This window comes from Streptomyces minutiscleroticus, from assembly GCF_014650875.1.
In the GTDB taxonomy this organism is placed as follows: domain Bacteria; phylum Actinomycetota; class Actinomycetes; order Streptomycetales; family Streptomycetaceae; genus Streptomyces; species Streptomyces minutiscleroticus.
Genome location: NZ_BMVU01000028.1, coordinates 37,547 through 63,363, shown reverse-complemented (window position 1 = coordinate 63,363; position 25,817 = coordinate 37,547). Strand labels below are relative to the sequence as shown.

The window sequence follows — 25,817 nt, the reverse complement described above, 5'->3', positions numbered from 1 at the left end:
AGCCTCACCCCTCGGGGGTGACCGCCGCCGGCCGGTGATCCACGCGGGGACGGCGGCGGGTGCCCGCGCCCCGGCCCGGGGACGGGCCGCCGTGCGGGGACGGGCCACCGTGCGGAGACGGGACGGGCCCGTCGGCCGGATCAGGAGGACGACGTGCGCGCGAGGCGGTGCACCTCTTCGAGGGCGTCGAGAACCACCGTGTTCCGGTGCAGGCCAGCCAGCGTCCCGCCGTGCGCCCGGTGGCCTGCATCAGGCGCAGTTCGGCCTGGCCGAAACCGGTCGTGGGCCGGGCGTGGTGGGAGGAGACCATGCCCCGCAGGACCTGCTGGTGGTCGATCAGCGGCACACTGTGGCAGGAGCGGCTGTCGGCCTCCAGGACGGCGCGGCGCGAGTCCTCGTCGAAGACGGTGGCGGTGGCCACGTCCCGGACGGTGACCTGCCGTTGGTGCTCCGCGGCCTGGGCGCACGAGGTGGTGGGCTGCTCGACGAAGGCGAAGAAGTCGACGAAGTCACGGCTGAGCCCGGTGTGCTTGGTCAGCCGCAGTCCGCCGGCGTCCACCAGTTGGACGTTGCCCATGTCGGTGCCGGCGACCTCCATGACCTGCCGCAGGACCGCGCCGAGCACCGCGCCCTGGTCGGCGCGGCTCTCGTCCCCGACCCCCAGGCCCTTCAGGGGCGGGGGCGCGGTGCGCGACCGCCGGGGGAACCAGGCGTCGGCCCCCCGCTCGGGCCCCGGTACGCGCATCAGCGCGTCGGCGAGCTGGTGCATCTTGATGTTGGCGTGCTGCGGGGCCTGCCGCATCAGCGCGAACGCCAGGTCCGGGTCGTCGAACCGGTAACGCTCCATCAGGACGCCCTGCGCGGTCGATATCCGTACGTGGGAGCGCAGCCGCCCCCGGAGGTCGGACGCGTGCCGGCGGAGCCGCTCCAGCTCCTCGGGCGACGAACCGGCGGTGCTCGCCGCGGTGGCCCCGTAGAGGTCGGGGAAGGGGTCGGGGAACTCCGGAACGGGGCCGGGATTCTGTGACATGGGCGCTCTCTCGGTGACCGGTCGGCGGGTGGGCCCGCGGTACGGGCGGGCGCCGGGGCCGCTCGCCGGGCGGCGTGGACGGACGGCACCGTCCGGTGCCGACGGGCGTCCCCTGCCGCGGGGCGTGCCTGCTTCCCGAGCACTCGGGGGAGTCCAACTCCGTGTCCCGAACGGAAACGTGAGCTGCGAGACAGTGCCGTCCGACCCGTCCGAAGAGCGTTCTCGCAGGTCGGAGCGGTTGCGCGGGGCACGGCGGGGGACGCGCGGGCCGGGTCCGGCGGGACGGGGAGCGGCGCCCCGGACCGTGCGAACGGAACGCACACGACCGCCGCGCCCCTCGCGCACACGGTCACTCCATCTCCTCCGCGCGCGGTCCTGCGTGTCCCCTCGCGCGTACGCCGCGTGTCCCCCCTCGCGGGCCCGTTGTACGCGCGTCCGCCGCGCGTCCCCTCGTGGGCCCGTCGTGCGCGCGTCCGCCGTGCGTCGATGTGCGCACATCTGTCGTGCGTCGTCGTGCGTACGTCCGCCGTGCGTCGTCGTGCGTGCGGCCGCCGCGCGCTCGTCAGGTGTCTGCCGTGCGCGCGGCGGCCGCGAGGCCGTCAGCCCTGCTCGCCGTCCGCGGCCTCGTCGCTCACGACGACCTTGCCCACCGCGCCGAAGCCCTCCACCGATCGGTGGGCCTCGCGCAGGGTGTCGGCTGTGATCGGGGAGAGGTGGCGGACGAGCGTCGAGCGCAATGTGCCGTCGTCGAACAGGGCGGCCGCCCGGTCCAGGATCTCCCGCTGCGCAGTGCTCTGCGGGTCGTGGAGCGGACGGCTGAACATCAGCTCCCACGTCCACGTCTGGCTCTTGGCCTTCAGCGGCAGGGTGTCGAGCCCCTCCGGCTCGTCGATGGCGACCACCTGGCCGTGGACGTTCATGAGGTCCGCGTACGCCTGGACGTTGCCCTCGGAGAAGGGGGAGAGGATGTGATCGATGCCCTGGGGCGCCACCTTCTCGACCTCCTCGACGAGCCGATGGTGGTTGACGACGTGGTGGGCGCCCAGTTCGCGCGCCCACTCCGCCGACTCGGGGCGGGAGGCGGTGGCGACGACGGTGACGCCGGTCAGGCGCCGCGCGAGCTGGATCGCCATGGAGCCCACGCCGCCGGCGCCCGCCATGACCAGCAGGGTGCCGGTGGAGTCCGCGGTCAGGCCCATGTGCTCGAAGAGCGTCTCCCAGGCCGTCAGCGTGGTGAGGGGCACCGCGGCCGCCTCGGCGAAGTCCAGGGAGGCCGGCTTGTGGCCGACGATCCGCTCGTCGACGAGCTGGTACCGGGCGTTGGAGCCGGGCCGGGAGACGTCGCCCGCGTAATAGACCTCGTCGCCCGGAGCGAAGGCGGTGACCTCGGGGCCGGTGGCGACGACGACGCCCGCGGCGTCGAAGCCCAGGACGCGCGCGGAGCCGGCGTCCCGCAGCGAGGCGCGGACCTTGGTGTCCACGGGGTTCACGGACACCGCCCGGACCTCCACGACGAGGTCGTGCGGCCGGGGTGTGCCGAGGTCGACGTCGACCTCGCGGAACGAGGCGGGGTCGTCGAGCGGGCCCGCCTGGGCCACGATGGCACGGGTGCTGTTCGGTGTGTTCATGGTCCGAGCGTAGACTCCGGATACTAGTTACCCGCAACAACCACTGCTTCCCGAAGGGAACCGAACATGGCAGGTACCGCGCGCCCGCGTGTCCCCGCGCAGGACCACTTCGACGCCTACGCCGCCAACTGCCCGTGCCGTTCGGTCCTGGACCTGCTGGCCGACAAGTGGAGCGCCCTGGCCCTGGGCGCGCTGGAGAGCGGGCCGCTGCGCTTCGGTGCGATACGCACCCGGCTCGAGGGCATCAGCCCGAAAGTGCTCACCGCCGTCCTGCGCCGCCTGGAGGACAGCGAGCTGGTGACCCGCACCGTCTACCCGTCCGTCCCGCTGCACGTGGAGTACGCGCTGACCGACCTGGGGCGCGACGCCTGCGTCCCCCTCATGGCGCTGCGCTCCTGGGTGGAGGAGAACATCGAGCGCTTCCCCGCCCGGGCCTGAGACCGGGCGCGCCCGGGCCTGTGACCGCGCGTGGGCGGGCCTGGAACCGGGCGCCGTCGGGTCTGTGACCGGTGCGGTCCGGTCGGCTCCGGCCGGGCGCCGTCCGCGCCGCCCCGGTTCCTCCGCGTGGCCGCCGTCCACTCGGGCGCGGCACGGTACGGTCGGCGGCGAGGCATGCCACGTACCGTCCGCGTGCCGTGCCGTGGCATGCCGCGCCGCGTCGTCCGCGTACCGTGCCGTCCGAGTGCCGTACGCCGCCGGGCACGGTGTCCGTCGGCCGCCGGCCGCCGTACGGGGCGGGCTCCGCGGAACAGCGGGCTCAGACGCCGCGTCCCGTGCCGTCCCGGCCGCGGCCGGGAGCGGAGCGCCGCCCGTGTTCGGTCCGCCGCCGCGCACGGGGCACGTCCTTCGGCCCGTCCGGCCGGGGCGTCTCGCCGGCGGAGCTGAAGCCGCCCGGCACGGCGGCCGCGGGGACCGCGGAGCTGAAGCCCCCGGGCACGGCGACGAGCGGGGCGGCCGGAGCGGCCGGAGCCGCCGCGCGTCCGGTGCCCGTGTCCGCGCCCGCGTCCCGTACCGCGCCCGGCCGGGGCGGCGGCACGGCGCGGCCCACGATCCGTACGTGCGGCGACAGCGACGCACACTGTTCGCAGACCTCGGCCACCGTCCACACCTGGCCGACGGCCGGATCGTGCCGCAGGGTCAGGACGACGCCGCCGGAGCAGCGCACCCGGGTGCCGTGGTGCGCGGAGCACTGCCGCGCCCGGCACTGGCAGGCCGCGTCCGGGCGGACGGTGGCGGCCTTGGCGTGGGCCGCCGCGTGCGCGGCGGCGAATCGGCGCAGACCGGCGAGGTCGCGGGAGCGGGCGGGCATGCGGCAGGCGGCGGAGCAGGTCACGGCCGCCGACCGGTCCCGCTGGCCGACCAGCCGGACCGTCCAGGTCCGGCCGGGACGGCGGGCCGGGGAGAGGTGGGGGGATGCAGGGTCCAAAGCAGGAAGTCCTTCGCTAGGGGGACGTCGTCCGCTGTGGGGCGTCGGCGAACATGCCTACCCATGCGCGGGTCCCTCCCATTCACGGCGCGCCCTGCCGACGGCCGGACAACTGTCCGTCGGCTACGCCGGATTGGTGAGGTCACAGCGTCGCATCGATGTGTTCCGAGCCGCTCCGCGCGGGGAACGGTGCTGTCGAGGACGTGACGCACCGGGCATCCGTCCGGACCGTCCGGCCTCCGCGCGTTCTCCGCAGCCGCCCCGGTCCTCGGCGGTCGTCACCATCGCCACGCGCTCCCCGGCGATCCCGGGGCGCGTACGGCCGGGGGGAGGCTGCCGTGCCTCGGCGCATCGCATGGCCCGTCGGACACATCCGTACGCGACGGGTGCAGGGACATCTGGTCATCGAGTTCCACGGCGAGATCGACATCGCCGCCGCCGTCGGGATCCTGCCGCAGCTGATCGCCGCGACCGCGCCCGCCGGGCAGCGCGTCGTCGTCGACCTGACCCCGGTGGAGTTCTTCGACTGCTACGGGCTGAGACTGCTGTGCCGCGCGGAGCGGCGGGTCACCGAGCGCGGCGGACGGCTGCAGCTGGTCTGCGACCGTCCGCTGACGCTGAGGATCCTGCGGGCGGGCGGCCTGATCGGCCGGTTCCGCCCGCTGCCGACCCTGGAGGCCGCCCTCGCGCACGACGCCACGGACGTCGCCCGGTAGGCACCTCGCGCCGGCGGGACGGACAGGACGCACGGGCGGGTGGGGCCGCCGACACCGCCGACACCGCGGAGCGGTCGGGCGGCCTGGCGGCCGCCCCGTGCCGTGCCGTCGTGCGCCCGGTCCCCGTCCGGCGCGGCCCGGCGCGGGGTTTTCGGCAGGCCGCGGCCGGGAGCCTTCAGCAGGCCCGTTCGGGTGCCGGCGCGTCCCGGTCCCGCTCCGGGACCAGCGGTACGGACGGCCGCGCGGCGGCGGGCCGTACCGGGGCCGGGATCGCCGGGAGCCGGGTCGCCGCGGGTGCCTCGGGCGGCGCGGGCGCGGCCGGCACCGCCTGCGGGGGCGCCACCTCGCGCAGGAACACCATCGGCAGGCCGTGCCGGTCGGCCAGGCTGCGCGCCAGGTGCAGCACGCTGAGGGCGCTGCCGCTCAGGGCGGGGGCGCGGCGCAGGTCGACGAGGACGACGGAGCCGCCGGAGCGGATGGCGGCGTGCAGGAGGCGGCCGAGGGTCGGCTCGTGGCCGGGGCCCACCGCCCGCTCGACCCCGATCACCAGGCACCCGCCGTCGTGGCGCAGCGACAGCGGCGGCGGGAGCGGACACGTCCCGGAGGTATGCGGCGCGGGGCGCCCGGGCAGCGCGTGACGGCGCGGCAGGAACGCCGCGGGCGGGCGGAGACGGGGGTGAACGCGCCACGCCATGATGCCCCCTGGAAGCGACCGGAGCGGCGGAACCGCTCAGCACGAGGGTGGACGCACAGTCTCTCGCCGCCCCGGGCCGCCGGGCAGGGCCCGATGGGCCCCTTCTCGGACGGAGACCCTCGTCAGGGGCGCTGCGGTGCGCCCGCCGCCGCGCGGGGAGCGGCCGCACGCCCGGGCCCGGCCGCGCCGGGCGGCCCGCCCGGCGGCAGAGGCGGAGGGGTGCACGCCGTTCCCCGTCTGGCCACTTGACGCCTCACCGGCGGCGCGCAGGCGCGCTGTAGTGGAGGTGGCACCGGGCACGTCCTTCCTCGCCCACGGAAGGGGCAGACATCATGTACACATCCCGCACCGCCCGGTACGCGACGCCGGCCGCGTCCGTACTGCTCCTCGCCCTGCTCCTGCCGCTCGCCGGGAGCGGCGGCGCGCCGCGCACCGAGGCGTCCTCGGCGGTCCGGCCGGTCCCCGCCGCGGCCGGCGAGGGCGGCCCGGCCGACGGGCCCCCGAGCCGCTCGGGGGCCCCCGACTCCGCGGTCGACCACGTCGCCGACTTCTACGGCGCCTACATCGACGTCCTCTACGACTCCGGCCGCGGGCCGCTGTCCGAGGCCCTGCGCAGGCACTACCTGACGCCGCGGCTGCGGGGCGACCTCGCCCGGTGGGAGACCGAGCACCGCAAGGACGGCGTGCTGCGCGCGGGCGGCGTCCCCTCCGCGTGGCGGGTCGTCTACAACGACGCCGGCCTCGGGCACTGCTGGACCCGGGTGACCCTCACCTGGGAGCGCTCCGGCGGCCAGGTCCGCCAGACCCGCCTGATGGTCCAGTCCGACCTCGCCACCCGGCTCATCTCCGGGATCCGCGACGACGGATGACGGCCGGCGCCCCGGCTCGGGCCCGCTCGTCCGCCCGCCCGTGGCGGCGCGCCGCGACCAGGGCCGGGACGACGCCCACGGCCAGGACGGCCAGGCCGTGCCGCCACACGTCGGCCTCGACGCGCGTGGCCAGCAGCACGCAGGAGGCCGCGCCCAGCACGGGCACGACGGCCGGCACCCGGAAGCACGGGTGGTCGACGCGCTCGCGGCGCAGCACCAGCGCCGCGGTGTTCACCAGGAAGAACACGATCAGCAGCAGGAGGACGAGGGTGGCGGCGAGCGTCTCGACGTCGCCGGTCAGGGCGAGCAGCAGGGACAGGGCGGTGGTGGCCGCGATGGCGGCCCACGGGGTGCGGCGCCGGGGCAGGACCTTCGCCAGCGTCCGCGGCAGCAGCCCGTCGCGGGCCATGCCGAAGGCCAGCCGGGAGGCCATGATGCCGGTGAGCAGCGCCCCGTTGGCGACGGCGACCAGGGCGATCACGCTGAACAGCCGCTCCGGTACGCCCCCGGCCGCTCTGACCACCTCCAGCAGTGGACCGCTGGAGCCGGCCAGGGTGCTCGCGGGGACGGCCACGGTCGCGGCGAGCCCGACCAGCACGTAGACCAGTCCGGCGGTGCCGAGCGCGCCGAACAGGGCGCGCGGATAGGAGCGCGCCGGGTCCCGCGTCTCCTCGGCGACGTTGACGGAGGTCTCGAAGCCGACGAACGAGTAGTAGGCGAGGACGGCGCCGCTGAGCACCGCGGCGGCGGCGCCCTTCTCCGGGGTGCCCAGGTCGGTCAGCGCGTCGAAGCGGCCGTCGCCGCGCAGCACGATCCACGCGCCCAGCGCGACGACGACCAGCAGCCCGCCCACCTCGACGACGGTGGCGACGGCGTTGGCGCGGGTGGACTCCTTGATGCCGCGCGCGTTCAGCAGGGCCAGCGCGACCAGGAACACCACGACGACCAGCGGCACCGGCAGGGTGACGAAGGCCCGCAGGTAGTCGCCGGCGAAGCCGCGGGCGAGCGCGCCGACCGAGACGATCCCGGCCGCCAGCATGCAGTACCCGGCCAGGAAGCCCGTGAAGGGGCCGTACGCCCGGGTCGTGTAGTGGGCGGCGCCGCCCGCGCGCGGGTACTTCGTCGCCAGCTCGGCGTACGAGGCCGCCGTCAGCAGGGCCAGGACCAGGGCCACGAGCAGCGGCACCCACACCGCCCCGCCGGAGGCGTCGACGATCTGCCCCACCAGTACGTACACGCCGGCTCCGAGCACGTCGCCGAGGATGAAGAAGTACAGCAGGCGCGTCGAGAGGGCGGGCGCGAGCCGGTCGCGCGGCGCGTCCGTCCGCGGCCGCGCCATCTGGTCATCGGTCATGGGGCGCCGAGTAGCCCGCGCGCACGGTGGGAAACCGTGTGCGCGGGGGATCACAGGCTCCCGCCCGGGGCCGCGGTCGCGGCGGGGCCGTGACCGGCGGCGAGGAGGGGCCCGCGGACGTCTTGTTCCAGGTCGGGCGGCCGTTCCAGGAGGACGTCGGCGGGGCCCTCGATCCGCACACCGCCCAGGGCGGCGGGCAGCGGCAGCGTCCGGGCGGGACCCGGCGTCGCGCGCGTGTCCCCGCTCACGACCGCCGTCTGCGGACCGGCGTGCTCGGCACCACGGCCGTGCCCGGGGCGAGGACCGGTGCGCGTCCGGAACATGGCGGCGTCCGGGGGCGGAGCGGGGACCCGAGCACGGCGTCCGCCCTCCGGTGTCCTTTCGGCCGCGCGCCGCGGACGGTCCCCGTGCGGGCCCCAACACCCTTATGCTTCTACTTGTTTGTAGAAAGGAGTGGACGCCACCATGGTGTTCAAACGACTGCTCGGCTCGCTCGGCGTGGGCGGCCCCACCGTCGACACGGTCCTCGACGCGGGGGCGGCCCGGCCCGGCGCCGCGCTCACCGGCCGGGTCCACCTCAAGGGCGGCACCGCGGACTTCGACATCGAGCACATCACGCTGGAGCTGGTGGCGCGGGTCGAGGCCGAGCACGAGGACGGCGAGAGCGAGGGCGTCGTCGCCTTCGAGCGCTTCACCGTCGGCGGCGGCTTCCGGCTCGCCGAGGGCGAACTGCGCAGCGTGCCGTTCAGTGTGACACTGCCGTGGGAGACGCCCGTCACGGAGCTGTACGGCCAGGACCTGGGCATCGTCCTCGGCGTGCGCACCGAGCTGTCGGTGGCGGGCGCCAGGGACAAGGGCGACCTCGACCGGTTGAGCGTCGCGCCGCTGCCCGCGCAGGAGGCGGTCCTGGAGGCCCTGGGGCAGCTCGGCTTCGGCTTCCGGTCCGCGGACCTGGAGTACGGGCGCATCGGCGGCACCGGCCAGCAGCTCCCCTTCTACCAGGAGATCGAGCTGCTCCCGCCCCCGCAGTACGCGCAGCAGGTGAACGAGGTCGAGGTGACCTTCCTCGCCCACCCCGGCGGCATGGAGGTGGTCCTGGAGGCCGACAAGCGCGGTGGCCTCCTCTCCGCCGGGCACGACGCGCTGACCCGCTTCACCGTCGCGCACGACGGCGTCGCGCACCAGGACTGGAACGCGGTCGTCGACGGCTGGATCCGGCAGCTCGTCGAGCACCGGGCGTCCTACGGCGCGCAGGCCGCGTACGGGTACGCGGACCCGTACGGCGCTCACCACGGCGGCCACCACGGGTACGACGAGCACCACCACGAAGGCCACCGCTCGGGACCCGGCATGGGCACGGCCGTCGCGGCGGGCGCGGCCGGGCTCGCGGTCGGGGTCGTCGGCGGCATGGTGGCGGCCGAGGTCGTGGACGAGGTCGGCGACTTCTTCGAGGGCGACGACGAGGGCGGCGAGGACTAGGCCCTCCGTCGGAGGACCAGGTCCTCCGACGTCTTCCCGCGTCCGCCCGGAGGGCGGGCACCGCGGCGTCGGGGTCCAGGGGGCCGGCACCGGCGCCGTCCCGGCCCGACCCGGCCGGGGACCGGCGAGGTCCGCGGCCGGCGGTGAGGGGGAGGGGGTGCGAGCCGTGACGGGCCGCACCCCCTCCCGGTCCCACGGACGCCCGGTGCCCCGCCCGGCTCACAGCGGCGTGGCGGCGTGCAGGATGAAGAACATGCTGACGGCGGAGTTGGCGGACGACATCGCCGACGCGGCCGCCCCGGCCGCCGCGCCCCACGCCGCCAGGCCCACCGAGGTGAACACCGGCGGCCAGCTGCGCCCCGTGGGGGCGGGCCCCAGCAGGGCCGCCACCCGGCGCGGCACCGGTCCCGGCGCGGCGAGCCCGGCCAGGGTGGGCACCGGGGTGCCCCGCGACACGAGCGCCGCCTTGCCGATCGCGGTCGCCACGGCCCGGCGGCTGCCGACGGCCTGCGCCGCGTCCTCGTCCGCCCAGCGCTCCGCCGTGTAGGACACGGCCGTGCGCAGCGGGCGCAGGAACGGATTGGCACGCGCGGCGAGCTGCACGGCGATCAGGAAACGGTGGTGCCGGCGGGCCAGGTGCGCCCGCTCGTGCGCGAACAGCGCCCGCCGCTCGGCCGGTTCGAGACAGGACAGCAGGGCCGTGGTGACCATCACGCGCCCGCGGCGGCCGCCGGGCAGCGCGTACGCGTACGGAGCCTCGTCGGGCAGCACCACCACCTCGGTGCGCGGCAGCCCGGCCAGCGCCCGGTGCGCCCTGCGGTGCGTACGGGAGTGCCGCCACAGCGTCCGGCCGCAGGCCAGGACCACCGCCAGCAGCGCAGGAATGGCGATCTTGCCCGCCACCTCGTCGTACGGCACGGCCTCGCGGACCTCGGGGTCCGACCACCCGTCGGGCAGCGGGTTGCCCGGCAGCTGCGCGGTCCCGACCACCATCAGCAGTCCGAGGCACACCGTGCTGCACAGGGCCATCACCACCGCCACGGCGGTCAGCAGCCGGGTCGCGGTGCGCGGATGCAGATGCAGTTCGGCCAGCCGCGCGATCGGCCACGCGGTCAGCGGCAGTACCAGCGGCAGAAAGACGAAGACCCCCATGAGCCGTCAGTCGTCCCCTTCGCTCCTCGTCTGCCCGAGCAGGTCCCGCAGCAGCCGCTCGTCGTCGGGGCCGAGGCCGGTGACGAAGCTGGCCAGCACCGCCTCGCGGTCGCTCTCGCCGTCGAGCACCTTGCGCATCTTGCGCGCGGCGAGCCCGGCCTGGTCCGCGGCCGGGGTCCAGGCGAAGGACCGCCCGGCCCGCTCCCGGCTCACGGCGCCCTTGTCGAGGAGCCGGGTCAGGATCGTGATCACCGTCGTGTAGGCGAGGCCGCCGCCCAGGCGCTCCTGCACCCAGCCGGCCGTCGCGGGGCCCTCCGCCTCGCGCAGCGCCGACAGGACCAGCGCCTCCAGCTCGCCCTGTCCCCGCCGTCGGGGACGCTGCGGGTGGTCCGTCATCACGTCCTGTCTCCTTTCCGCCGCTGTCCGTTTCCCGATCGGACATCGTATAGATGCCCGAATCCCCCGGACGCACCTGACGGGCGCGGGACCGGGGGAGGGGGGCCGCCGTCGCCCGTACGGCCGCACGCCGCGGCCGGCGGGCCCGGCCGGACCGGAGCCGTGCCCGCCGGGGGCCGGAGGGCGGACCGGCCGGGGACGGGGGAGGGCGGACCGCTCAGGAACGGGGGGAGGGGGTGTCCCGGTCGACGACGGTGCCCTGGACCACCACGCGGTCCGCCGGGGCCGCCGCGGCGGGGGCGGCGTCCTGCTCCTTCATCGCCCGCGCCTCGCTCTTGAGGATGCGGGCGGCCTTGCCGGCCGAACGCGTCAGCTCGGGCAGCCTCTTCACCGCGAGGACCACCGCGACGACGACGAGGATCAGGGCCAGTTCACTCAAGCCGAACATCAGGTCTGCTCTCTCCCGGGACCGAGGGTGGCCGATGGGTCGATCGTACCGGTCGCCCCTCGGTTGTCTACATCGCTGTAGAAGTATCCATGCGCGGGTGATCACGCCACAAGCGCGCTTTCCGGCCCGCCGGGACACGGGATCCGGCCGCCCGGGACCGGCGCCCGCACCGGTCCCGGACCGTCGGACCGGCGCCGTGGTGCTCCCCCGCAGCGCCCCGACCGCGCGCGGACTGCCCGCGGGGACACCGAGGACGACGCGCCGGGGCAGGTGCCGCCGTACGTGGTGCAGGGCGGCGCCGGCCGTGTCCGGGAGGGGGCCCGGTCGACCGCGCGGCGAGGGGTACTCGGCGCGCGTGTACGTGCACGTACGCCGGGTGCCGGGCGTCCGGACGGCGTACGGACCGCGTACGGCGGTGACGCACCGTGAGAACCGTGAGAACGAGGACGTGAGAACCGTGCACCACGACGAACTGATAGGCAAGGTCCAGGCGCTCGCCCAGCTGCCGGACCGCGGCTCCGCCGAGCACGTGACGCGTGCGGTGCTGACCACGCTGGCCGAACGCGTCCCCGGAGGACTCGCCGACCACCTGGCGGCCCAGCTCCCGCCGGCGCTGGGCTCGGTGGTCGCCGCCGACGAGGACCGGGTCCGCTCCTCGACCGCGGGAGAGGGATTCGACGCGACGGTGTTCGCCGGGGGCGTGGCGGCCCGCGCCGGCACGGACGAGGACCACGCGGTGCGGGAGTCCGCCGCCGTGCTGGAGGTGCTGGACGCGGCGGTCGCGCCGGAGCTGATGGAGCGGATCGCGCGGGCGCTGCCCCCGGACATCCGCGAACTGCTGCCCGTCGGCAGGGCCGACGACCCCGACGTCTGAACGGGCACGCCGGGCGGGGGCGGGCGGACCGCACCGGCCCGCCCGCCCCCGCCCGGCGTGCTCCCCTATGCGCCGTGCCCCGCGCGCGACCTGCGGCGCACCAGGACGGCGAGGTCCGCGACCGCGACGAGGAACAGGACCCCGCACACGGCCGACAGGACGGCCGTCACGGTGTCGCTCGGCGCGGAATCGGCGTCGGACCCGGCCGACCACCAGGCCAGCAGCCCGCAGGCCGCCAGGAAGAGGGGCGCGAAGACGGCGGACAGCAGCAGCCGCAGTCCGAGCGCCGACCGCGCGGTGACGTGCTCCGATCCGGAACGGTCCCGGAGGCGGGACGTACTCATGGCAACCTCCTGCCCGGGCGGTGCGCCGCCCGTCACCGGCCCGGCCGGGACGGGGCCGGGGCACACGGGGCGAGTGCCCCGCGGCGGCGTACGAAACGACGGGCTCCGCAGTGGCGTACGAAACGGCGGGCCCCGGTCCGGCCGGGCCCCGGACCGGCGGACGCGGGACGCCGCCGCGTCAGGGGGCTCCGCCGTGACACGGTGCCGTCACGGGCGCCGGTGCCGTCCCGGGGGCGGACCCGGGCGGCCCGGTCGTGTCCCGGGTCACGCCCCGCCCCGGTGGTGGGTGTTGATCGACGTCAGACCGGGCCTGGTCTCGTAGCGCGGGCCCTGGTCGGGGTTGTCGGGCGCCGCCAGCTCGGTGACCAGGCGGTGGACCTCCATCAGGTCGTGCAGGAGGGCCCGGGTCCGCTCCTGCGGCAGGCCGGCCCCGCGGGCCACCACGTCCAGGAAGACGGCCTCGCCGCCGTTCTCCTCCTGGGCCGCGGCCAGGGCGCCGAAGACCCGCTCGTGCTCGGCCGTGTACGCGTCGCCGGTCCGGTCGGTGAACGTCCGGTCGGGGACGGGCTCCCCGCGCTCCTCGGTGAGACCGGGCGGCGGCCACTGCTGCTTGCCGCGGTGCACGGTGCCGGTCCGCTCCTCGTGGTCCAGCGCGTCCCGCCCGGTCAGGTGCGTCCGCTGCTTGGACGCCCCCGTGGTGGCCTGGCGCTCGCTCGGCAGCTCGTCCGCGCGGCGGGCCTCCAGGGCCGCCGCCCGGCGCTGCTCCTCGCTGCCTTCCGTCTTCTTGCGCACCATGACGCTCTCCTGTCGTCGCTCGTGGTGGTCCCGTCGTGGTCCTCCGGCCGTACGGCGCGCCGCCCGGCCGGGGAAGGGGCGGACACCGGTCCGTGACCGGGCCGGCGGCGCCCGCCCCGGCCGGTCAGGCGGCCGCGAGCCTGCTGTAGAGCGCGGCCTGGGACCGCAGCTGGCGGTCGTCGAGGAAGTGCTCGCCCGCGCGGCGCCTGGCCCCCTCGCCCAGCGAGCGGGCCCGCTGCGGGCCGGACACCAGGCTGCCGGTGCGCGCGACGAAGTCCGCGCGGTCGGCCGGGTCGTGCAGCAGGAGGCCGTGGACGCCGTCGTGGATCTGGTCGCGGATGCCGCCGACGGCGCTGGCGACGACCGGGCGGCCCTTCCACATGGCCTCGGTCACGGTCAGCCCGAACCCCTCCGCGATGCTCTTCTGCGTCACGACGGTGGCCTGGTACTGCACCGCGCTCACCATCACTGCGTTCTCCTCGGGGTCGGCGAGGGGCAGGCAGACGAGGTGGACGCGGGAGCGGGCGCGCGCGGGCAGCCGCCGCCACAGCTCGACGCACCGGTCGAAGACCCGGCCGCCCTCCGGGTCGTCGCTGACGCCGCTGACGTCCGGGCCGACCAGCGCGAGGTGCGCCGCGTCCAGCCCGCCGCCGCCGTCGGCGAACGAGGCCATCACGCCCGCCATGTCCTTCAGCGGATCCCAGCGGGAGATCTGCACGACGAGCGGCGCGTCGGCGGGCGGGGGCGCCATACTGACCAGCCGGACCGGTGTGCCGCCGACGGAGCCGGTGGAGCCGTCGCCGCGCCGGTAGCCGACCGGGCCCCGGACGTCCGGCCCGGCCCGCAGGCCGAGCCGGGTGACGATCGCCGCGGCGGCCCCGGGCTCCAGCGGCCGGTTCTTGGCCGAGAGCGGGTCGATCGACGGCGGCATGACGGTGATGTCCCGGTCGGCCAGCCAGTCGGGGACGTACTGGGCCCGGGTGAACACGTACGCGTCCGCGGTGTCGAGGAAGGGCCGCAGGAACTCCCAGGCCTGCGCCGTGTGCTGGTTGTGCGTGTCGGTGCCGATGTGACAGCGCCACACCACGCGCGCTCCCGCCCGGCGCAGCGGGATCGTCAACCCGGCCACCTGTGGATCGTGCAGGTTGACCACGTCGCCGGGGCGCACCGTGCGCAGCAGGGCCCGGGCGTTGCGCTCGCTGATCGCCGCGTAGTGGGCGGCGGCGCACGGGTCGAGGCTGGGGCCGGGTGCGTCGTGCCCGTGGAGCATGTGGTGGAGGCGCTTGGTGACGTCGAAGAAGAGCGGGTCGCCCTCGATGGTGAACCAGCGGGCGTCGACGCCGCTCCCGCGGGTGTAGCGCAGGAGGCGGTGCAGCATCTCCGCCACCCCGCCCCCCGACCTGGTGGAGTTGACATGGATGACCCTGCGGGAGCCCAGTGCCTCGCGCAGACCGCCGAGGGCCGCGTCGAGGCCGGTGCTCCGCTCCGCTCCGATCGTGTCGCTCAGCAGCAGGGGGGAGACAGGCGTGATCGCTACTTCGGGCAGGTCGGGGATACCGGTTTTCCGTGTCGTAGGAAGCCGGGTCTGGGTCATGGGAACCGTCCTTCCCGGGGGTCCGGAAGCTGTGGCGCCTCGGCGGCGCGGAGCGGCGAATACCTCGGCGGACGTCGTCCGGCCGGCCGGGCCGCTCCCGAGGACCGGGGTGACGCGTACACCTCGTCCTGTTTCGGGATTTTTGCCCGACTCTGTCCCGAAGTACCCCTGCTGCTGCCCTCAAACGGCGAGAGGTGCCGCGGTGCGGATGCGGCGCTGTGAGAACCGGGTTGACCTGTGTGTTCTCGCACCGGATGACGAGAAGCGGCCCGTGTGCCACTCCCCGTGAAGCGCGGCGGGCGTACGGTGCCGCCTTGCGGCGGGCCGCGCAACCGGAGCCCCGAGCCCCGCAAGGCCGCGCCCGGACCGCGGACCACACGACCGCGGACCACACGACCGCGGACCACGCGACCGCGGACCACATGGTTTCGAACCACACGACTGCGGACCACGCGACCGCGGAGCGCGTCCGGTCCTTCGGAACGCGGATGGGCGGGTCATGGAACGATCACCCGGACGGGCCAGTGTGCGGCCGGGGGGCCCGGGCAGTCGGGAGGTGCGGGCGCGGTTCCTCCGGTCGTGCCCGGGTGGTGTGTCGCGGCCGGCTCCCCGAGGCCGGCCGCGGCGCCTCGTACGTGGTTCACCGGAGTGTCCTCCGGGGCGCCCGGGCCCCCTGGATCCCGCGGTGTGGGACCGGGCGCGGGCTTCGCCGGACGGGCCGCTCCGCGCACGCGCCGCGCGCTCGTCAGGCGACGTCCAGCGGGACGGCGACGGGCGGCAGGTCGGGGGAGAGCCGCAGCCGCTCCAGGAAGAGGACGACCGTCGCGGCGGCGGTGCGGTGCGTGACGTCGTTGAGCACGTCGTGCCGGGTCCCGGCCAGACTCACCAGTTCGGCGCCGCACAGCGCGCTGTAGACGCGGCGCACCTCGGGCAGCGGGCTGACGGTGTCGTCGGCCCCGTGCAGCCCGAGGACCGGCAGCGAGACGCGGTCCAGGGCGGGCGACTCGTACGGCAGCACGCCCGCCAGGGCGCCCCGGCGGAACACCGGGTCGGCGGTCAGCCGGTCCCGGTGCGCGGAACACGCGGTGCGCCGCTCCAACTCGCCCTCCCAGTCCGGGACTCCGTGCGCCCGCCACTCCCCGGCGGCGTCGGCGGGGTACGGGCCGGTGGGCAGCCCGGCGAGGACCAGCCCGTCCAGGCCGGGGGCGTCGTGCGCGGCCAGCTCCGCCGCGTACGCGGCGCCGGTGTCCGCGCCGACCAGCACGCGCGGCCCCGGCAGGGTCTCGTCGCGCAGCAGCTTGGCCGCGGCGTCGGTGACGCCCGCCGGGTCGAGGGAGGCGTCGCCGAGGGCCCGCACCCGGTAGCCGTCGAAGGCCATCCGCAGGCCGAACCGCTCGTACAGGCCGCCGTGTTCGCCGCGGCCGGGCAGGACGATCAGGGTGCCGCGCGGCGACACCCCCGTCGCTTCGTCCCAGGAGTGGACGTCGGGCTGCGGAGAGGTCATGAACGACTCGATTCGTCGGCAGCGGCCGCACTCGCACGGGGGCGGGCGCGGCCACGCGGCTGGGAAGGGCGGAGGGCCACCGTGCACACGGTGGTCCGGGGCGGCGACGGCCGTGCGGCCACGAGCCGTCGGGCGCCGGATGTGCTGTGGTCCGGGGCGGGCGCGGAGGGGTCAGCGACAGCGGCCGGCGCCGGTGCGGCCGAAGTCGACCACGCGCCGCCGCGTCAGCCGGAGGCCCGGGCCGCGGCGCGCCGCGGGCGCCCCGGTCGCCGTGCGGCGGGGGCGCGGCACAGGGGCCGTCGCAACGGCTGTACGCGGCATGTGCTCAGCATGGAGCAGGGGCGAGCGTGCCGTCCAACCACGATTCGCCATCAAAATCGATCACGATACGCAATCAATCGATGCTAGCCTGCGGTGATGCGACCGGTCTTGGACATCGTGGCCCTGCGCAGTCTCATCGCCGTCGCCGACTACGGCGGGTTCCACCGGGCCGCCGGCGCGCTCGCGCTGAGCCAGTCCGCCGTCAGCCAGCACATCAGGCGGCTGGAGAGGTCCCTCGGCCTCCCCGTCGTCGAACGCGACGGCCGCAGGACCAGGTTCACCGCGCACGGCGCCCAACTGCTGGACGAGGCCCGGCTCATCGTGGGCGCGCACGACGGCGCCGTCAGCCGGCTCCTGGGCGAGAACGGGCCGCGGCCGGCCACCGTCGCCGTCGGCGCCACCGAGCACGGCGCCGACCGCATCCTGCCGCTGCTGACGGAGGCCGTGCGGGAGGTGCGGCCGGAGGCGGAGGTGCGGGTGCGCATCGACCGCTCGGCGCGGCTGGCCGAGGCGGTCGCCCGCGGCGAACTCGACCTCGCCGTCTACGTCACCGACGCGGTCACCGCCGCCGGCAGGCCCGTCGGCGACCTGCCGCTGGCCTGGTACGCCGCACCCGGCTGGCGCCCGCCCGCCGCGCCCGCCCCGCTGCCGCTGGTGGCGATCAGCGCCCCGTGCGTGGTCCGGCGGCGGGCCCTGACCGCGCTGGCCGCCCAGCACGTCCCGGCCACCGTGGTCGCCGAGTCCGGCTACCTCGCGGGCGTCCTGGACGCGGCCCGGGCGGGTCTGGGCGCCGCGCTCCTCGCCGTCCCCGCCGGCGCCCACCCCGACGGGCTCGTCCCGTGCCGCGACCTCCCGGCGGTGCCGCCGGTGGGGCTCAGCGTCCTGGCCCGCAAGGGCTCCGACCCCTCGGTCAACGGCGCCATGGTCGAGGCCGTGCGCGCCCTGCTCGCGGCCCGCGGGGCGGCCCGCGCGGCCTGACGGCGGCATCCACGACGTGAGACGGCTCGCCACTGTGCGGACACCCCCTTGACGCCGCACGTACGCCGTCCGACACTCCTGAACAGATTCCCCAGTGAACAGGTAGGAAAAGCATGGGGCGCACGGAGCCGGCCGTCGGGCGTACGGGACGTACGCGTCGGCGCTCCCCCCTGCTGACCTCCCGCCGTCACATCGACCTCCTGCGCGTCTGCAGCGCGGCGAGTGCCCCGTCCGCCTAGGGACCTTCCGCCCTCCCAGGGGCCTTCCGCCCGTCCAGGAGCCGGGCGGCCCCGGCCCGGCCGGTCCCGCCGGCACGACCTCCCCTCCACCGCGTGACGCGGGTGCGCGCCGACGCCGCCGCCCCCGCCCGCCCCGTGTCGTACGTCCGCACCGCCGGCCCCCTCGACCCCCCGGAGACCTCCATGTCCGTCGTGCCCCCGATCGCGGCTCCGGCCCCGTCCCCGTCGTCCCCGTCGTCCCCGTCGCCCTTCCGCGGCCGCATCGGCGGCGACGCGCGCAGCGGCCACTACGCCGTGCCGCGCCGCTACCGGCTCCACCTGTGCCTGTCCTGTCCGGACTGTCTGCGGATCGCCGTCACGCACGGTCTGCTCGGCCTCGCCGACGCCGTCCCGGTCACCCTGCTGCCCGCCGTGCCCGACGCGCCCGGCGGCGGCCACTCCGCGCTGGTCCCGCTGTACGAGGCCGGCGCGCACCGCTACTCGGGCCCGGCCGCGGCGCCGGTGCTCGGCGACGGCTGGACCGGACGCGTCGTCAGCACCCACACCCCCGACATCCTGCACGACCTGGCCCGGCGCTTCGGCTGCGAGCGGCCCGGCCGCCCCGACCTGTACCCGCGTGCCGCCGAGGCGGAGATCGAGGCCGTGGCGCTGCTGTGCGAGCGGGGTGTCGACGGGGCCGCCCGGCGGGCGGGCCGGGCCGGGGCCGGTGCCGAGGAGCGCGAGGAGGCCCTCGCCACCCTGTTCGGCGCGCTGGACGCGCTGGAGGCGCGCCTCGCCGGGAGCGAGTGGCTCGCGGGCGAGGCCCTGACCGCCGCCGACGTGCAGGCGTGGGTGAGCCTGGTGCGGCTGGACACCGTGCACCGGCTGCACCTGGACGCCGCCGCCGTGCACCGGATCGCCGGCCACCCGCGGCTGTGGGCCCACGCCCGCCGCCTGACCGCGATCCCCGCCTTCGGCGCCCACCTGGACCTGGAGGGCATCGTCCGCAGGCACCGCGCGGACTGCCGGGACCGGGAGGCCGCCGGGGCCGCGGTGCGGATCCTGGACTGGGCGGCCCACGCCCGTCGCGAGGCCGTGTCCTCCTCGGCCTGACCGGTGTCCTCCTCGGTCCGACCGGTCCGCCGGGCGCGGGACGGTGTTTCCGGGCCCGTCACCCGGGAGCCGTGCCGTACGCGGGCCTCACGGGGGCGGCAAGCGGTGCGAACCACACATAGTGTGACGCAGTGACCCGCGGACGGGGCCCGGATAACGTTGTGATCGCGACCGGGTCACAACCGGGTTCACTCTCGGTAACCCCGTCCTGAGCAGGTATGTCATAAGATCTCCGACGCGCTCGCGAAGTCTTGGTGAAGGTTCCAACTGGGGAGCCGGGGCACGGTGTTCGGCACAGCTGCCCTGCTAAGATCACCGTACTTACAGTGGGCTGATGGCGCGTCACGCACGCGTACGGGGAAACAGTCTCTAGGGCCCCCACCGCGGGGGAGTGGCTGGTGGTCCGTCGGTGACGTGCGCGGCCGGACGGGGCTATGAGCTCTCGGCCGAGGCGGAGCGGGCGGTAACCACTGCTGCCGCGAGGCGACTTGAAGAGAGTCTGATGACGTCATTGATCCAGGATCCGTTGTTGTGGATCCTGCTCGTGGTCCTGGTCGCTGCGGTCGCCGCAGTGCTCCGAGCGCGGAGAACCAACATGGCCCTCCGCAGGCGCAACGGCGACCTGCAGAGCGACCTGACCGCCGCGCAGGCCGACCAGCACCGGCTGCACATGGAGAACACAGCGCAGCGCAACCAGCACGCCAACGAACTGGCGGCGGTGCGCAAGGATGCGGAGGAAGACACCAAGGCCGTTCTCAAGTCCGCGATGCGCACGCTGCAGCTCCTCGCCGACGAGCAGCAGCTCATCATCGAGAAGGCGCAGAAGCGGTACGGCGACGACGAGCAGGTCCTCGCCGACCTGATGATGGTGGACCACACCAACAGCCAGTTCGGCCGGCGCGCCCAGGGCATCGCGGTGCTCTGCGGCGGCTGGCTCGGCCGCCGCGAGGCCGTCGCGTCCGTGTACGACGTGGCGCGCAGCGCCAAGGGCCGCATCAAGCACTTCGACCGCGTCAACATCCACAACCAGGTGAACGTCGCGGTCGCCAGCAAGGCGGTCGAACCGGTCGCGGTGGTCCTCGCCGAGCTGCTGGCCAACGCCACCAACTACAGCGCCCCGGGCACGCCCGTCGAGATCAACATCCAGTCCGTGCCGACCGGGATCTGCCTGATCGTCGACGACGCCGGCCTCGGCATGAGCCAGGAGGAGAAGGACCGCGCCGCGGAGCTGCTCTCCCCGGCCGCGCCGATCGCCATCACCGCCCTCGGCAACCCGCCGAAGTTCGGTTTCGCGGTCGCCGGGATGCTCGCCGCCCGCTACGGCTTCAAGGTCTCTGTCGATTCCGTCTCTCCGTACGGTGGCGTGCGTGCGGTCATTCTGCTGCCGGAGGACCTTCTGACGACCGACGTTCCGCAGCCCGCGCCCGAGCCCGCGCAGGAGCCGTACCAGCAGGAGAGGACCGCCCCGCCGCAGCGCCTGACGCCGGTGGCGGGCGGCCAGAGCGGTGCCGAGCGCGGCGTCGACCGCTCGCTCGGCACCACGACGGGCGGTCTGCCCAAGCGCCGGCGCGTCGGTCCGGTGGCGGTGGTTCCGTCGCCGCCGGAGCCGCAGCCGGAGCCGGAGAGCAACAGCGAGCTGACGGCCTCGCGCATCGGCGCGTTCCAGCGGGGGACGCAGCTCGGGCGGGACACGACCACCACGGAAGGACCTGAGAACCAGTGAATGCCGATCTGTCGTGGGTGCTGAACGACGTGCTGCAGGTGCGCGGCGCGCGCCACGCCATTCTCGTCTCGGCCGATGGCCTGCTGCTGGAGCGGTCCACCGACATTCCGCGTGACGAGGCGGAGACCAACGCCGCGGCGATGAGTTCCATGCAGTCGCTGAGCCGGGCCGTCGCCCCCTTCGTCGGTGCGGGCAAGGGCGTGTGGAAGCAGACGCTGATCGAGTACGACGGCGGCTGGATCTTCCTGATCGCCGCGGGCAGCGGTGCCTACCTCGCCGTCTCGGCGGCGCTGGACGTGGACATGGAGGCCATGTCCTTCCGGATGCACCAGCAGGTGAACGCGCTGGGCAAGGCGATGACGACACCGCCGCGCCAGAACAGCGGGGTCGACGTATGACGGCGGGAGAGGAAGAGCCGGTCGCCGGCGACTTCGTCCGCGCCTACGTCATCACCGGCGGCCGGCGCCTGCCGTCCTCCGACGAGCTGTCCCTGCACACCCTGGTGACGGTGGGACCGGACAAGGAGCTGCCCCTGGGGGCGAGCCCCGAGGTGCGGGCCATCTGGGACCTGCTCTCGGGCGGCTATCTCGCCGTCGCGGAGGTCGCCGCCCACCTGGAACTCCCGGTGGGCGTCGCCCGGCTGCTGCTGACCGATTTATTCGAGCAGGGGCTCCTGCTGCGCCGCGCAGCGCCTCCGCGCGCCCAGTCCGTCGACCGAGGCATCATCGAAAGGGTGCTCCATGGACTCGAATCCCTCTACGGCTGAGAGCATCTACGTCTCCGACGCGGTCACCACGACCGCGAAGATCCTCGTCGTAGGGCACTTCGCCGTGGGCAAGACCACGCTCATCGGTTCGCTGTCGGAGATCAGACCGCTGCGCACCGAGGAGAAGATGACGCAGGCGTCCGCGCTCGTGGACGACCTCCAGGGCGTACCGGACAAGGTGACGACCACGGTCGCCCTGGACTTCGGCCGTCTGACGCTCAGCGACGAACTGGTGCTGTACCTGTTCGGCACGCCGGGCCAGCAGCGCTTCATGCAGCTGTGGGAGGACATGGCGCGCGGCGCGCTCGGCGCCCTGCTCCTGGTGGACCCCTCCCGGCTGGCGGAGACCTTCCCGGTCATCGACCTGGTCGAGCGGTACGGCCTGGAGTACGCCATCGCCGTCAACACCTTCGACACGACGCACGCGTACGAGGAGGCGGAGATCCGTGAGGCGCTCGACCTGCTCCCGGACACCCCCGTCGTGTACTGCGACGCCCGCGACCGGGCCTCCTCCGCGCAGGCGCTGATCTCTCTCGTCCGGCACCTGCTCGCCCGCGCGGCCTGACGCCGGCCCTTACGACCCCCTTCCCGGAGCCGGCGGCCCCGGGAACCCGAAGGAAGCACTCATGGACTTTCAGCAGGAGAGCGCCATACCCGGCGCGCCCGCCAGATGCCCGATGCACGGTGAGGACTTCGCCGCGGATCCGCACCAGCTCTACGACCGGCTGCGGGCGCACGGCCCGGCGGGCCCCGTCGAGCTCGCCCCCGGGGTGGAGGCGGAGCTGGTCGTCGAGCACGAGACGGCGCTGCGGGTGCTGCAGAACACCACGCTGTTCGCGCGCGACTCCCGCCGCTGGACGGCGCTGAACGAGGGGCGCATCGCGCTCGACAGCCCCGTGCTGCCGATGATGGCGTACCGGCCCAACTGCCTGTTCACCGACGGCGCCGTGCACCTGCGGCTGCGCAAGGCCGTCACCGACAGCCTGGACCGGCTCGACATCAGCCGCATCCGCCGGGACGTCGAGCCGATCGCGGACTACCTGATCGACCAGTTCAGCGAGCGCGGCCGGGCCGACCTGCTCAACGACTACGCCAAGCTGCTGCCGCTGCTGCTGTTCAACAAGATCTTCGGCTGCCCGGCCGGCATCGGGGACCGCCTCACCAGCACCATGTCCGCCATCTTCGACGGCAAGGACGCGATGCGGGCCAACGAGGAGATGACGGCCTGCCTGATGGAGCTGATCACGCTCAAGCGCCGCGAGCCCGGCGACGACGTGACCTCCTGGCTGATCCAGCACCCCGCGGGCCTCAACGACGAGGAGCTCAAGGACCAGCTCGTCATGCTGATGGGCGCGGGCGTCGAGCCGGAGCGCAACCTCATCGGCAACGCGCTGCTCCTGCTGCTGTCCGGCGAGGACTCCGGGCGCGGCGCGGGTCTGCTCATCGAGGAGGCCCTCGACCACGTCCTGTGGAACGACCCGCCGATCGCCAACTACGCGACGCACTTCCCGCTGCAGGACGTCGAGCTGAAGGGCGTCCCGGTCGCCGCGGGCACCCCGGTCGTCATCAGCTTCGCCGGCGCCAACAGCGACCCGGCCCTCAACGACGCCCGGCAGGCCCGCAGCAAGGGCGCCCACCTGGCGTGGGGCGCCGGCCCGCACGCCTGCCCGGCCAAGTCCCCGGCCCAGGTCATCGCGATCACGGCGATCGAGAAGATCCTCAACGCCCTGCCCGACCTGGTCCTGGAGGTGCCGGAGAAGGACCTGCAGTGGCGGCCCGGTCCGTTCCACCGGGCGCTCGTCTCGCTGCCGGTGCGGTTCAGCCCGACGCCGGCCACCCGGGTGGCCGCCTCGCTGCAGGCGATGAACACCCGGCCGCGGGCGGCGGCGGCCGAATCCGGCCAGGTGCCGGTGGCGGGTCAGGTGCGGACGCCGCGGCAGGAGCCGAAGAAGAAGGGCTTCTGGAGCTCGTTCCTCGACGTCTTCCGCCTGTGATGCACTGCATGTGACGGGAGCAACACACTACGGTGTATGACGAGCTGCTACGGAAGGGTAGATTCCGCCAGTAACGGAAGCGCCAGCCTTAAGGAGCTCTGCGTGACCGCTGTTGGTGACATAAGCGGCTTGACCATCGATCGCCGATCCGTCATCTCCGTCCTCCGCCGCCTGCGTTCCCCCGAGGGTCAGAGCGACCCTTTCCCTCTCTACGGGGAACTGCGCGAGATGGGTGACGTCGTGCCCGCCCCCTGGGGCGGGTACTTCGTCACCGGGTTCGAGGTGTGCAGCCAGGTCCTGCGCGGCCGGAACTGGCTGACACCCGACTTCGCCTGGCAGGAGCGCCGGCCCGACGCCGAACGCTGGAACGCTCCCGCCACCCGGGAGATGAGCATGACCCTGTCGCGCCTCAACGCCCCTGCTCACACGTGCCAACGGCGCAGTCTGGGCAACCTCTTCGACCGCAAGACGATCGAGGACCTCCGGCCCCAGGTGGAGGAGCACGTCGCCCGCCTCCTGGACGACCTGGACCGGAGGCTGCGCGCGGACGGCGAGGCGGACTTCGTCACCACCGTCAGCGAGCAGCTGCCCGTCCACACCGTCGGCCGCTGGCTGGGGCTCCCCGAGCGGGACTACGCGCACGTACTGGACATGACCCACCGTCAGGTGTACGCGCAGGAGCTGCTGCCCACGAAGAGCGAGCTGGCGGTGTCCGCGCAGGCCACGCTCGAACTCAGGGCCTACTTCACCGAGCTGGTACGGCAGCGGCGGGCCACCCCTGGCAACGATGTCCTCTCCGGCTGGATCCGGCACTGGGACGAGCAGCTCCCGGACGACCGCGAGAGCGCGGACCGGATCCTGTACGCGCTCACCATGTTCATCACCATCGCCTCCCTGGAGACCACGGCCACCCTGATGTCCGTGGCCGTGTGGCTGCTGCTGAGCGAGCCCGGACGGTGGGAGTGGCTGCGGCGCAACCCCGGGTACGTCGACGACGCCGTCGAGGAGGCCCTGCGCTACGACCCGCCGATCCACCTCAACACCCGGGTCGCCGCCGAGGACACCGTCCTGGCCGGCGTGCCCCTCGCGAAGGACACCATGGTCCACGTGCTGTACGGGGCGGCCAACCACGACCCCCGGCGCAACGAGGACCCCGACTCCTTCGACATCCTCCGCAACGGCACCCACCTCACCTTCGGCGGGGGCGCCCACTACTGCCTCGGCGCGGCCCTCGCCCGCCTGGAGGCCCGCACCCTTCTCACCCGCCTGCTGCAGCGGTTCGACACGCTGCGGCTCTCGTCCGCCCCCGCCTACGCGCCGCGCATGGTCTTCCGGCGCATGACCTCCCTGAAAGTGACAGCATGACTGCCCCGCCGACCCCGCCCGTCCACACGAACCTCGTCCTCAAGACCCTCCGTGCCGAACAGCGGGGCCCCGTCCTCCACATCGAGCTGAACCTGCCCGACCAGGGCAACGTTGTCGGCGAGGCCATGCTGCACGACCTGCAGACCGTCCTCGACGACCAGGACCCCGCGGTACGCGTCCTCGTGCTCTCCGGCGCGGGGACCGACTTCTGTCTGGGCGGGGACCGCACCGAGTTCGCCGAGCACCTGGCGCACGACCCCACCGGCAGCGGCATCCGCGCCTCCGGTGTCCGGGCCCGCCGCGTCTGCGAGGCGCTGACCGACAACCCCGCCGTCACCATCGCCCGGGTCCAGGGCAAGGCCATCGGCGCGGGGCTCGCCCTGGCGCTCGCCTGCGACCTGCGGGTGTGCGCCGACACGGCCTCCTTCCGGCTCCCCGAACTCGCCCTCGGTCTGCCGACTGCCTGGGGCGGGCTCCTGCCGCGTCTGCTCAGCGAGGTCGGGGCGGCCCGGGTGCGCGAACTCGTGCTCACCGGGCGGGCCTTCGACGCCGCCGAGGCCCACTACCTGTCGGTCGTGCAGCGGGTCGTCCCCGAGGCGCAGCTCGACGAGGCCGTGGCGGCGTGGGCGCGCCCCGTCGTCCGGCGCTCGCCCACCGCCCTGCGCGTCACCAAGACACTGCTGCAGTCCTACGCCGCGCCGGCCCGCCTGGCCGACGCGTCCGCCCTGGACGCCGAGCTCATGGCGTCGGTCCTCGCCTCCGAGCACTACGCGCGCACCAGGCGGCACCTGGCCGTCTGACCCGCCGGGCCACCCGGCCCGACGACGCCCACCGCCTCGCGCCCCGCCCCGCGGAACCCTCGGCGGGGCGGGGCGCCCGCGCGTCCCGGTCGTGCCGTTCCCGGAACACCCGGGCAAGACGGCTCTCCGGTGCGAGGACACCCCCCACACGCCGCGTCACGCCCTGTCCCGCCGTACACCCGTAGTGTCCATCGGCAAGGCCCCTCCGGGGTTGTCCACCGCACTCCTGTGTGGCT

The 25,817-nt window shown here is 74.9% G+C and carries 28 protein-coding genes; 15 read left to right on the top strand and 13 right to left on the bottom strand.

Annotation, left to right across the window (positions count from 1 at the left end; genetic code table 11):
- Window positions 1-4: 4 nt before the first annotated feature.
- Together IE271_RS24685 and IE271_RS24680 are read right to left on the bottom strand one after the other, a co-directional pair.
- The gene (locus IE271_RS24685; RefSeq protein WP_190192618.1) at window positions 5-1,030 is read right to left on the bottom strand and encodes a GAF and ANTAR domain-containing protein; all 1,026 of its coding nucleotides are present in this window, start codon (window positions 1,028-1,030) and stop codon (window positions 5-7) included.
- Between the two features lie 599 nt (window positions 1,031-1,629).
- Window positions 1,630-2,658, bottom strand: a complete 1,029-nt coding sequence (locus tag IE271_RS24680; RefSeq protein ID WP_190192617.1) for a zinc-binding alcohol dehydrogenase family protein — start codon at window positions 2,656-2,658, stop codon at window positions 1,630-1,632.
- Between the two features lie 66 nt (window positions 2,659-2,724).
- On the opposite strand from IE271_RS24680, the gene IE271_RS24675 reads away from it, so the two are divergent.
- The gene (locus IE271_RS24675) at window positions 2,725-3,096 is read left to right on the top strand and encodes a winged helix-turn-helix transcriptional regulator (protein WP_190192616.1); all 372 of its coding nucleotides are present in this window, start codon (window positions 2,725-2,727) and stop codon (window positions 3,094-3,096) included.
- Between the two features lie 319 nt (window positions 3,097-3,415).
- Here IE271_RS24675 and IE271_RS24670 read toward each other — a convergent pair whose 3' ends face one another.
- The gene (locus IE271_RS24670) at window positions 3,416-4,084 is read right to left on the bottom strand and encodes a hypothetical protein (protein ID WP_190192615.1); all 669 of its coding nucleotides are present in this window, start codon (window positions 4,082-4,084) and stop codon (window positions 3,416-3,418) included.
- Window positions 4,085-4,422: 338 nt separating this feature from the next.
- On the opposite strand from IE271_RS24670, the gene IE271_RS24665 reads away from it, so the two are divergent.
- On the top strand, window positions 4,423-4,800 hold the full coding sequence (locus IE271_RS24665; protein ID WP_229919543.1) for an anti-sigma factor antagonist: 378 nt from the start codon (window positions 4,423-4,425) through the stop codon (window positions 4,798-4,800).
- A gap of 175 nt (window positions 4,801-4,975) precedes the next feature.
- Here IE271_RS24665 and IE271_RS24660 read toward each other — a convergent pair whose 3' ends face one another.
- Entirely contained in the window at window positions 4,976-5,494 is a 519-nt protein-coding gene (locus tag IE271_RS24660; protein WP_190192613.1) for an STAS domain-containing protein, read from the bottom strand.
- A 332-nt stretch (window positions 5,495-5,826) separates the two neighbouring features.
- On the opposite strand from IE271_RS24660, the gene IE271_RS24655 reads away from it, so the two are divergent.
- Window positions 5,827-6,363, top strand: coding sequence for a hypothetical protein (locus tag IE271_RS24655; RefSeq protein ID WP_190192612.1), 537 nt, complete (start codon window positions 5,827-5,829; stop codon window positions 6,361-6,363).
- Here IE271_RS24655 and IE271_RS24650 read toward each other — a convergent pair.
- Both IE271_RS24650 and IE271_RS24645 read right to left on the bottom strand, forming a co-directional pair.
- On the bottom strand, window positions 6,335-7,702 hold the full coding sequence (locus tag IE271_RS24650) for an APC family permease (protein WP_190192657.1): 1,368 nt from the start codon (window positions 7,700-7,702) through the stop codon (window positions 6,335-6,337). The genes IE271_RS24655 and IE271_RS24650 overlap by 29 nt on opposite strands.
- 65 nt (window positions 7,703-7,767) lie before the next feature.
- Complete coding sequence (locus IE271_RS24645; RefSeq protein WP_190192611.1) at window positions 7,768-7,965, bottom strand: hypothetical protein; 198 nt, start codon at window positions 7,963-7,965, stop codon at window positions 7,768-7,770.
- 217 nt (window positions 7,966-8,182) lie between these two features.
- Here IE271_RS24645 and IE271_RS24640 point away from each other — a divergent pair, with 217 nt between their 5' ends.
- Window positions 8,183-9,196 carry a sporulation protein gene (locus IE271_RS24640; protein WP_190192610.1) on the top strand — a complete coding sequence of 338 codons (1,014 nt, stop codon included), beginning with the start codon at window positions 8,183-8,185 and terminating at the stop codon, window positions 9,194-9,196.
- A gap of 219 nt (window positions 9,197-9,415) precedes the next feature.
- Here the strand turns inward: IE271_RS24640 and IE271_RS24635 are convergent, their stop codons facing one another.
- The 3 genes from IE271_RS24635 to IE271_RS24625 all read right to left on the bottom strand — a co-directional run bounded on the left by IE271_RS24635 (window position 9,416) and on the right by IE271_RS24625 (window position 11,192).
- On the bottom strand, window positions 9,416-10,348 hold the full coding sequence (locus IE271_RS24635; RefSeq protein WP_190192609.1) for a M56 family metallopeptidase: 933 nt from the start codon (window positions 10,346-10,348) through the stop codon (window positions 9,416-9,418).
- 6 nt (window positions 10,349-10,354) lie between these two features.
- Entirely contained in the window at window positions 10,355-10,744 is a 390-nt protein-coding gene (locus tag IE271_RS24630; protein ID WP_190192608.1) for a BlaI/MecI/CopY family transcriptional regulator, read from the bottom strand.
- 217 nt (window positions 10,745-10,961) lie between these two features.
- Window positions 10,962-11,192: a twin-arginine translocase TatA/TatE family subunit gene (locus IE271_RS24625; protein ID WP_190192607.1), complete on the bottom strand. Its 231-nt coding sequence runs from the start codon at window positions 11,190-11,192 to the stop codon at window positions 10,962-10,964.
- Between the two features lie 457 nt (window positions 11,193-11,649).
- Between IE271_RS24625 and IE271_RS24620 the strand changes: the two genes are divergently transcribed.
- On the top strand, window positions 11,650-12,066 hold the full coding sequence (locus IE271_RS24620; protein WP_190192656.1) for a DUF2267 domain-containing protein: 417 nt from the start codon (window positions 11,650-11,652) through the stop codon (window positions 12,064-12,066).
- Between the two features lie 65 nt (window positions 12,067-12,131).
- Here the strand turns inward: IE271_RS24620 and IE271_RS24615 are convergent, their stop codons facing one another.
- The 4 genes from IE271_RS24615 to IE271_RS24600 all read right to left on the bottom strand — a co-directional run bounded on the left by IE271_RS24615 (window position 12,132) and on the right by IE271_RS24600 (window position 16,303).
- Window positions 12,132-12,410, bottom strand: a complete 279-nt coding sequence (locus IE271_RS24615; protein WP_190192606.1) for a DUF6343 family protein — start codon at window positions 12,408-12,410, stop codon at window positions 12,132-12,134.
- Window positions 12,411-12,674: 264 nt separating this feature from the next.
- Window positions 12,675-13,205 (bottom strand): hypothetical protein, encoded by a 531-nt coding sequence (locus tag IE271_RS24610; RefSeq protein WP_190192605.1) that lies wholly within the window; start codon window positions 13,203-13,205, stop codon window positions 12,675-12,677.
- A 124-nt stretch (window positions 13,206-13,329) separates the two neighbouring features.
- Window positions 13,330-14,799, bottom strand: a complete 1,470-nt coding sequence (locus IE271_RS24605; RefSeq protein WP_190192604.1) for a glycosyltransferase — start codon at window positions 14,797-14,799, stop codon at window positions 13,330-13,332.
- 745 nt (window positions 14,800-15,544) lie between these two features.
- Entirely contained in the window at window positions 15,545-16,303 is a 759-nt protein-coding gene (locus IE271_RS24600) for an alpha/beta fold hydrolase domain-containing protein (RefSeq protein WP_190192603.1), read from the bottom strand.
- 417 nt (window positions 16,304-16,720) lie between these two features.
- On the opposite strand from IE271_RS24600, the gene IE271_RS24595 reads away from it, so the two are divergent.
- The 10 genes from IE271_RS24595 to IE271_RS24555 all read left to right on the top strand — a co-directional run bounded on the left by IE271_RS24595 (window position 16,721) and on the right by IE271_RS24555 (window position 25,581).
- Window positions 16,721-17,602, top strand: coding sequence for a LysR family transcriptional regulator (locus tag IE271_RS24595; protein WP_190192602.1), 882 nt, complete (start codon window positions 16,721-16,723; stop codon window positions 17,600-17,602).
- Between the two features lie 113 nt (window positions 17,603-17,715).
- On the top strand, window positions 17,716-17,841 hold the full coding sequence (locus IE271_RS44000; RefSeq protein ID WP_351280754.1) for a putative leader peptide: 126 nt from the start codon (window positions 17,716-17,718) through the stop codon (window positions 17,839-17,841).
- 183 nt (window positions 17,842-18,024) lie between these two features.
- A complete protein-coding gene (locus IE271_RS24590) occupies window positions 18,025-18,933 on the top strand; it encodes a glutathione S-transferase C-terminal domain-containing protein (RefSeq protein WP_190192655.1) in 909 nt (302 codons plus the stop codon).
- Window positions 18,934-19,435: 502 nt separating this feature from the next.
- A complete protein-coding gene (locus tag IE271_RS24585; protein ID WP_190192601.1) occupies window positions 19,436-20,656 on the top strand; it encodes an ATP-binding protein in 1,221 nt (406 codons plus the stop codon).
- The gene (locus IE271_RS24580) at window positions 20,653-21,054 is read left to right on the top strand and encodes a roadblock/LC7 domain-containing protein (RefSeq protein ID WP_190192600.1); all 402 of its coding nucleotides are present in this window, start codon (window positions 20,653-20,655) and stop codon (window positions 21,052-21,054) included. The genes IE271_RS24585 and IE271_RS24580 overlap by 4 nt, the downstream gene beginning before the upstream one ends.
- Complete coding sequence (locus IE271_RS24575; RefSeq protein WP_190192599.1) at window positions 21,051-21,422, top strand: DUF742 domain-containing protein; 372 nt, start codon at window positions 21,051-21,053, stop codon at window positions 21,420-21,422. Before IE271_RS24580 ends, IE271_RS24575 begins: the two co-directional genes overlap by 4 nt.
- Window positions 21,397-21,987 carry a GTP-binding protein gene (locus tag IE271_RS24570; RefSeq protein WP_190192598.1) on the top strand — a complete coding sequence of 197 codons (591 nt, stop codon included), beginning with the start codon at window positions 21,397-21,399 and terminating at the stop codon, window positions 21,985-21,987. Before IE271_RS24575 ends, IE271_RS24570 begins: the two co-directional genes overlap by 26 nt.
- 112 nt (window positions 21,988-22,099) lie before the next feature.
- The gene (locus IE271_RS24565; protein ID WP_190192654.1) at window positions 22,100-23,416 is read left to right on the top strand and encodes a cytochrome P450 family protein; all 1,317 of its coding nucleotides are present in this window, start codon (window positions 22,100-22,102) and stop codon (window positions 23,414-23,416) included.
- Window positions 23,417-23,518: 102 nt separating this feature from the next.
- Window positions 23,519-24,781 (top strand): cytochrome P450, encoded by a 1,263-nt coding sequence (locus tag IE271_RS24560; RefSeq protein WP_229919541.1) that lies wholly within the window; start codon window positions 23,519-23,521, stop codon window positions 24,779-24,781.
- Complete coding sequence (locus tag IE271_RS24555) at window positions 24,778-25,581, top strand: enoyl-CoA hydratase/isomerase family protein (protein WP_190192596.1); 804 nt, start codon at window positions 24,778-24,780, stop codon at window positions 25,579-25,581. Before IE271_RS24560 ends, IE271_RS24555 begins: the two co-directional genes overlap by 4 nt.
- Window positions 25,582-25,817 lie beyond the last annotated feature (236 nt).